General features: G+C 70.4%; 6 protein-coding genes, 1 tRNA gene and 1 other RNA gene. 3 read left to right on the forward strand and 5 right to left on the reverse strand.

The genetic code is table 11. The annotated features are described in order from the left end of the window. The 4 genes from ACTHL9_RS12265 to ACTHL9_RS12280 form a co-directional block, all read right to left on the reverse strand. A partial coding sequence (locus tag ACTHL9_RS12265) for a helix-hairpin-helix domain-containing protein (RefSeq protein ID WP_440519443.1) occupies nt 1-165 on the reverse strand: 165 nt, incomplete at its 3' end. 41 nt (nt 166-206) lie between these two features. Beyond that, a complete protein-coding gene (locus ACTHL9_RS12270; RefSeq protein WP_440519435.1) occupies nt 207-2,822 on the reverse strand; it encodes a DNA polymerase III subunit gamma and tau in 2,616 nt (871 codons plus the stop codon). A gap of 52 nt (nt 2,823-2,874) precedes the next feature. Further along, nucleotides 2,875-2,971: signal recognition particle sRNA small type (ffs, locus tag ACTHL9_RS12275), an RNA gene on the reverse strand. Nucleotides 2,972-3,014: 43 nt separating this feature from the next. Next, nucleotides 3,015-3,644 carry a hypothetical protein gene (locus ACTHL9_RS12280; RefSeq protein WP_440519437.1) on the reverse strand — a complete coding sequence of 210 codons (630 nt, stop codon included), beginning with the start codon at nt 3,642-3,644 and terminating at the stop codon, nt 3,015-3,017. Between the two features lie 123 nt (nt 3,645-3,767). Between ACTHL9_RS12280 and ACTHL9_RS12285 the strand changes: the two genes are divergently transcribed. Further along, nucleotides 3,768-4,472, forward strand: coding sequence for a response regulator transcription factor (locus ACTHL9_RS12285; protein WP_440519439.1), 705 nt, complete (start codon nt 3,768-3,770; stop codon nt 4,470-4,472). After that, on the forward strand, nt 4,469-5,815 hold the full coding sequence (locus tag ACTHL9_RS12290) for an ATP-binding protein (protein WP_440519440.1): 1,347 nt from the start codon (nt 4,469-4,471) through the stop codon (nt 5,813-5,815). The genes ACTHL9_RS12285 and ACTHL9_RS12290 overlap by 4 nt, the downstream gene beginning before the upstream one ends. On the opposite strand, the gene ACTHL9_RS12295 is transcribed toward ACTHL9_RS12290, so the two are convergent. Then, entirely contained in the window at nt 5,793-6,146 is a 354-nt protein-coding gene (locus ACTHL9_RS12295; RefSeq protein WP_440519442.1) for a hypothetical protein, read from the reverse strand. The two genes, ACTHL9_RS12290 and ACTHL9_RS12295, sit on opposite strands and share 23 nt — an antisense overlap. Before the next feature lie 109 nt (nt 6,147-6,255). On the opposite strand from ACTHL9_RS12295, the gene ACTHL9_RS12300 reads away from it, so the two are divergent. Then, a tRNA-Ser gene (locus ACTHL9_RS12300) sits at nt 6,256-6,340 on the forward strand. Nucleotides 6,341-6,471: the final 131 nt, after the last annotated feature.

A 6,471-nucleotide genomic window follows, 5' to 3' on the forward strand; every position in this document is an offset into this window, starting at 1 on the left:
GAACTTGACGCGCTCCTTCACAGCGGTGATCGCGGCGACGAGGCGCTTCATGTCGTCCGGATCGGCCTCGAGGATGTGGAAGGCCAGCCGTTGAGCCGACTTCGGTCCGATGCCGGGGAGCCTTCCGAGCTCGTCGATCAGGTCCTGGACTGCGCCTTCGTACACCCCCTAACGCTACCGCCTCGCGCTCCTGCCCGAGCACGCTGCTACCGCGGAGGGATGACCGTGCCGTCCAGGGCGCGCTCCTCGATCAGCTTCCCGCCGAGAATGCGCTCCACAGCAGCGCGGCCGAAGAGGCCGGAGGCCTCGATGGTCTCATCGTCCGCGCTCGGGATGTCCTCGACGACGGGCTGCTTCTCGCGCTCCACCGTCTGAACGGGAGCCGACGATTCCGCCTGCAGGGCAGCGCGCCGCGACAGCCGCTGGTACATGCTCAGGCGCTCGCCGCCGTCGTCCGTCTGCGGCGGGCTATCTCGCTCCGGGCTCTGTCGCTCTGGGGCAGGCGGCTGGGCGGCCGCTGGCGGGTACGACGGCGGCGCTGCGCCGGGTGCCGGCTCCTCCGGTGAGCTGGGGCCGGCCTGCTGCTCGCGAGCGGTGTTCGGCTGGTTCCCGACCGTCCAGACGCCGGGCGACGATTCCTGCGCATAGGCCCAAGGGTCCCGCGACGGCACCTTGTCTTCGGGGCCGGCGACGGTCTGGGAGGCGGGTTCGGGGGTGCTCCCGCGGGCGGGCCGAGGCGCTGGCGCGGTGCGAGCGGGGGTTTGGCGCCGTCCGGTGTCCTCGGGGAGGGGCTCGTCCCAGTCGGCCGGGGGCTCCTCGTCGGCATAGGGGATGTCGGCATAGGGGTCCGCGGACCGGGCAGGCGGTGCCACGTCGCGGGCACCTGGTTCGCTCTTCGGTGGTTCAGTCTGTACCGGTGGTTCAGGGGTTTGCGCGGGTGGTTCAGGCGTCCGTACCGGTGGTTTGGGCGTCGGCGCAGCAGGAACTTGTGCAGCGGGGGCCGGGGCGAGACCCCAGGCAATGTCCGCCTCCGAAGGTGCGGTGACCGGGGCTGGGGCTGGCGTGGCCGGAGCCGATGGCCGCGCCGGGGCAGGCGGAGGGGACGCGGGAGTGCTTCTGGGCGCGCGCGAGTCCTCGGGACTTTCAGACGGGGCTTTTGGGCCCGCCTCAGCCCCTCTCGCGGGGGCGGGAGAAGGTCCGTTGCCGCCGACCGTCGCGTCGACCTGTACCTCGACGCCGAGCACCTGCTGAACGGCCTTCCGCACATTGTCGGGGTGATCGGCGCGAGTGAACGAGTTGACCGAGCCGGAATTGGCGAAGGCGAGGGTGAGGGTCTTCCCGTCGAACCCTGCGATGTTCGCGTTCTGGCTGACCAGAATCCAGGTGAGGCGCTTGATCGACGTGAGGGCGTCGAGGATCTCCGGCCATGCGCGGCGGAACATCTCGACGCTCCCGGCGCCGCCGCTCGACGCTCCCGGTGCCGCCGAGGTCGGGCCTTGTGGCGCCGAGGTCGGGCCTTGTGCAGCCGACGTCGGTGCCTCCTGACGCGCGGGATGCTCCTCGGGTGCCGCCTCAGCCACAGACTCCCCGGGCGCTTGCGCCACGGGAACCGAGGCTGCCGGCGCCTCGGCCGGGGCCGCTGTTGTCTGAGGCTGCTCGAAGGAGAGCCGCCGTTCGAGCCGATCGAGCCGCGCAGCAACTCCATGATCGCTATCGGCACCGGGGAGCATGAGCCTCGCGCACAGGAGTTCGAGGTGCAGACGTGGCGACGTAGCGCCGGTCATCTCGTTGAACGCAGCGCTTGTCACGTCCGCCGCCCGCGAGAGTTCGGCGGCTCCGAGGGCCTGAGCCTGGGTCCGCATGCGTGCGAGCTGGTCCGCGGGAACCCCTCGGAGAATCGACTCGGCGGCGTCTGGAAGGGCGCGCACGATGATCAGGTCGCGGAAGCGTTCCAGCAGGTCCTCGACGAATCGCCGTGGGTCGTGCCCCGTCTGGATCACTCGGTCGACGGCACGGAAGACCGTAGCGGAATCGCCGGCCGCTATAGCGTCGATGACGTCGTCGAGCAGCGCCGCGTGAGTGTAGCCGAGGAGCGCGACAGCGAGCTCGTAGTCGATGCCGCGGCTGCCTGCGCCGGCCATGAGCTGGTCGAGTACCGACAGCGAGTCGCGCACGGAACCGCCGCCCGCCCGCACGACCAGCGACAGCACGCCGGGTTCGACGGCAACGTGCTCCTCGGCGCACAGCTTCTCGAGGTACGCCATGAGCGGCTCGGGCGGCACGAGCCGGAACGGATAGTGGTGCGTGCGCGAACGGATAGTGCCGATGACCTTGTCCGGCTCCGTAGTCGCGAAGATGAACTTGATGTGCTCCGGCGGCTCCTCGACGATCTTGAGCAGCGCGTTGAAGCCGGCCGACGTGACCATGTGGGCCTCGTCGATGATGAAGATCTTGTAGCGGTCCCGTACGGGAGCGAACGTCGCACGCTCGCGGAGGTCCCGCGCGTCGTCCACGCCGCCGTGGCTCGCAGCGTCGATCTCGATGACGTCGAGTGAACCGGCCCCGCCGCGGGCGAGCTCAACGCAGCTCGGGCACACCCCGCAAGGCTCCGGTGTCGGGCCCTTCTCGCAGTTGAGGCAGCGCGCCAGGATCCGAGCCGACGTCGTCTTGCCGCAGCCGCGCGGCCCGGAGAAGAGATAGGCGTGGTTGACGCGATCCTTCCGGAGCGCTGTCATGAGCGGCTCAGTGACGTGCTCCTGCCCGATCACGTCCTGGAACGTGTCCGGCCGATACCGGCGATAGAGGGCAGTCGGAGAACTCACAGAGAAAACCCTACCAATCTGGACCGACACCGAAGCCGGTTATCCACAGGCATGAAAAGGCCCCTCATGCACCCGCCAGAGCCCACCTACCCTTGCTACCTTCCGGTCCTGGGGGAGTTCAGCAGGATGACGCCACATGAGGGGCTGGGTTTCATCTTAGCGGAGTTCCGCGCGGGCCTCGAATCGGCCCGATCAGCTCCCCGCCGAGGGGCTCGACGAGGGCGCGGGAGACTTTGCGGGTGCCTTCTGGATCGCTTGCGCGAGCTTCTGGACTTCCGCTCCGTACGTTCCATTCAGCGCGTTGTTCTTGACCGCCTGCGCATCGGAAACCTCTTGGCCTGCCGGCGCGCCGGCGAGAGTCCAGAGGTCCTGCTGCATCTTCGCGGGCAGATGCCGGAAAGCAGCGGGGAACCGGTTGACGGCGGCACGGGCCGCCTTCTGCGCGTTCGCGCCGTACTGGGCGGTCCCGTCCTGACGGATGATGACGGCGAGGACTCGCCGCAGTGCCGCGCGGGCCGGGTGCTTCGCGGCGGGAGCCGCAGAGCCAGTTGCCGACGGCGACGGCGTGGCTGCCGCAGCCGGCTCCACGAGCGCGGCGGGCTGGGCGACATCGGGGGCGAGGTCGTCCAGGGAGGTCAGGCTCGCGAGGCTTTCGTCGTCGACGGCGGCCTGGGTCGTGCTGTCGGCTGCGGCCTGCGGCCGGGTCCCTTGAGCTTGGAGGGCGACGGCAATGCCTCCTCCCGCGAGAAGCGCGGCCGCGAGCGTCGAGGCGATGCCCGCCGCCCAGCGGCGTCCGGTTTTCCTGGTTTCGTATCCGTCCATGGCCACGATGGTGGCAGCGCTGGGCAAGAGCAGTGTTCGGCCCGTGTTCGAGGAATGTAAAGTCTCGCGCCGGCGCCCCTCGAGAGCGAGCCGAGCGCCGTCGTCGTGCGCTTGAATGGAGCCGTGGACAACTCCGGCGAGGGGCGCGGACTCGTGCTCGTGGTGGAGGACGAGCACGCCATCGCCGACCTTGAGCGCCTCTATTTGGCGCGCGCAGGTTTCGGCGTGCACGTGGAGCGCGATGGCGCCGCGGCGCTCGCGCGGATCCGTCAGCTCCGACCGGTGGCGATCGTGCTCGACGTGGGCCTCCCCGGGCTCGACGGCGTGGAGATCTGCCGGCGCCTCCGCGAGGAGGACGATTGGACGCCCGTCATCTTCGTTACCGCGCGGGACGACGAGGTGGACCGCGTGCTCGGCCTCGAACTGGGCGCCGACGACTACCTGACCAAGCCGTTTTCGCCCCGCGAGCTCGTGGCCCGTGTGCGGAGCGTCCTACGCCGGGCCTCCGGGCCGCAGGAACCTCGGATTCTCAGCGTCGGACGGGTGCGCCTGGACCTTGGACGCCGCTCGGTGGAGGCGGACGGCCTGCCGGTGCAGCTCACCGCCATGGAGTTCGACCTCCTGGCCCACCTCATGTCCCAGCCCGGCCGCGTGTTCAGCCGCGAGCAGCTCCTCTCGGCGGTGTGGGGACAAGCGGACTATGGCGGCGGGCGCACGGTGGACGTTCACGTGGCGCAGCTCCGCGCGAAACTCGGCGAGGCGAGCCCCCTGCGCACCACGCGTGGCGTCGGCTACAGCGCGTCGACCGGCGGTTCGGCGGCGCCGTGAAGGCCTGGCTCCGATCGCTGTATGCGCGGGTCACGCTTGTGACGGCGGCCGTGGCCGCGGTGGCCACACTCGTCGCCGGGCTGGTCGGCGCCCAGCTCATCCGCGCCGCGGCCGTGGATCAGGCCCGCACAAGTCTCGCCCGCGAGGCCCAAGCCCTCAGCGCTTCCGGTTCCGTGACGAACCTCGCGTCGTTGCGCGAGGTCGCCGTCGGAGAGGAGGGCCACATCGCGCTCGTCCAGCCGGACGGGACCGTCACCGGCGCCGGCCGGCGTTTGGTGAGCGAAGCAGCGGTCAAGAAGATCCTTGCCGGTCAGCCGGTGTCCCAGACCGAAATCGTCGCGGGAACGCCCGTCGTCGTCGAGGCCCGACCACTCGCCTCGGGAGGCGGGCTCGTGCTGGTGGAGCCTGTCTCGGCCGTCAATCAGGCCGCGGGCGCGCTGGTCACCCGGCTCCTGTGGGCGCTCGTCCTCGGGTTCGCGTGCGCCGTCTTGGGTGGCGCGCTCGTGGCACGCTGGGTCGCCAAGCCGCTCGTGCGTCTGGCCGGCGCGGCGCGGCGGCTCGCCGGCGGCGAGCGGGGCGTTACGGTCGACGGCGGAGGCCCCACCGAAGTTGCGCAGGTCTCGCACGCGCTCGCCTCGCTGGATGCATCGCTCGCGGCGAGCGAAGGCCGGCAGCGGGAATTCCTCCTCTCGGTCTCGCACGAGATGCGCACGCCGCTCACCGCCGTCCGCGGCTACGCCGAGGCGCTCGCGGACGGCATGATCCCGCCGGAGGACGTCCCCCGCGTGGGCCAGACGCTCGGGGCCGAGGCGGGCCGACTCGACCACTTCGTGAGCGACCTGCTCGAGCTCGCGCGGCTCGAGGCGGACGACTTCCGAGTGGACATCCAACTCGTGGACGCCGCCCTGATTATGCCGACGGTCCTCGAGGCGTGGCGCGGCGTGGCCGGGCCCGCCGGCGTGCGGCTCCGCGCGGACGCCCCCGGACCGCTTCCCGTCCTCACCGACGCTCGACGCCTGCGGCAGCTTCTCGACGGGCTCGTCGAGAACGCGCTTCGGGTCGCTCCCGCCGGCGCGCCCGTGGTGCTTGCCGGGCGGAGGGAAGGCGCCGCCGTCGTCCTCGAAGTGCGCGACGGCGGCCCGGGGCTCAGCGAGGACGACCTCGCCCACGCCTTCGAGCGCGGCGCGCTCCGGGCCCGCTACGCAGGGGAGCGGGCCGTGGGGACAGGGCTCGGACTCTCGATCGCGCACCGTCTCGCATCCAGGCTTGGAATCCAACTCACCGCCGGTCGGGCGCCCGAAGGGGGCGCGTGCTTCTCGCTCAGGCTTCCGGCGGCAGGCTGATGTCAACGGGGAACGTCATGAATGCGGGCGTCTCGTACGGGTGTGCCGCAATGAGCGCCCCGACGATCCTGTTCCGCTGACCGCGAGGGTAGATCACCTCGATGCGAGTCTCGGCAACCTGTTCCGGCTCGCCGATGGTTCCGATGGCTGGTCGCGCTCCATCGAGGGGAGTGAAGCGCCCCATGCCCTCGACGCTGAAGCTGCAGGCCGCGTAGTTGCCTAGCCTGCCGGCACCCGCGGCTGCAAGTGCGCTGCGGAGGGCGTCCGCGTCTGACGTCGGGACGTAGACGACGAGGCAGTCGAACTCCTCCATGCCGGACGGTCTGGCCATGCCGACAGTCTGGCACGGGTCGATTCGGCGCTTCTGGGAACCTCGGGTATTCTAGAGTCTGCTCTGCACGGGGTGCTCGTTTCGGGCGCGGCCGTGCGCGGGGCAATCTGGAGGATTCGCCTAGCGGCCTATGGCGCACGCCTGGAACGCGTGTTGGGTTCACGCCCTCGGGGGTTCAAATCCACCATCCTCCGCTGTGTAAATGACACCCCCGGGCTTCGGCTCGGGGGTGTTTTTCGCTTCTTGGCTGTCAGCGTGCCTATGCCGTGGCGCAGAAGTGCAGCTCTGCTTCCAGTTGTTTGACAAGCTTAAGAAGCGCTGTGTG

This window comes from Sinomonas sp. (assembly GCF_051955515.1).
In the GTDB taxonomy this organism is placed as follows: domain Bacteria; phylum Actinomycetota; class Actinomycetes; order Actinomycetales; family Micrococcaceae; genus Sinomonas.

Coding starts and splice junctions, on each gene's coding strand:
- ACTHL9_RS12280 (WP_440519437.1), bottom strand. CDS start 3,644: ATGGACGGATACGAAACCAGGAAAACCGGACGCCGCTGGGCGGCGGGC.
- ACTHL9_RS12295 (WP_440519442.1), bottom strand. CDS start 6,146: ATGGCCAGACCGTCCGGCATGGAGGAGTTCGACTGCCTCGTCGTCTAC.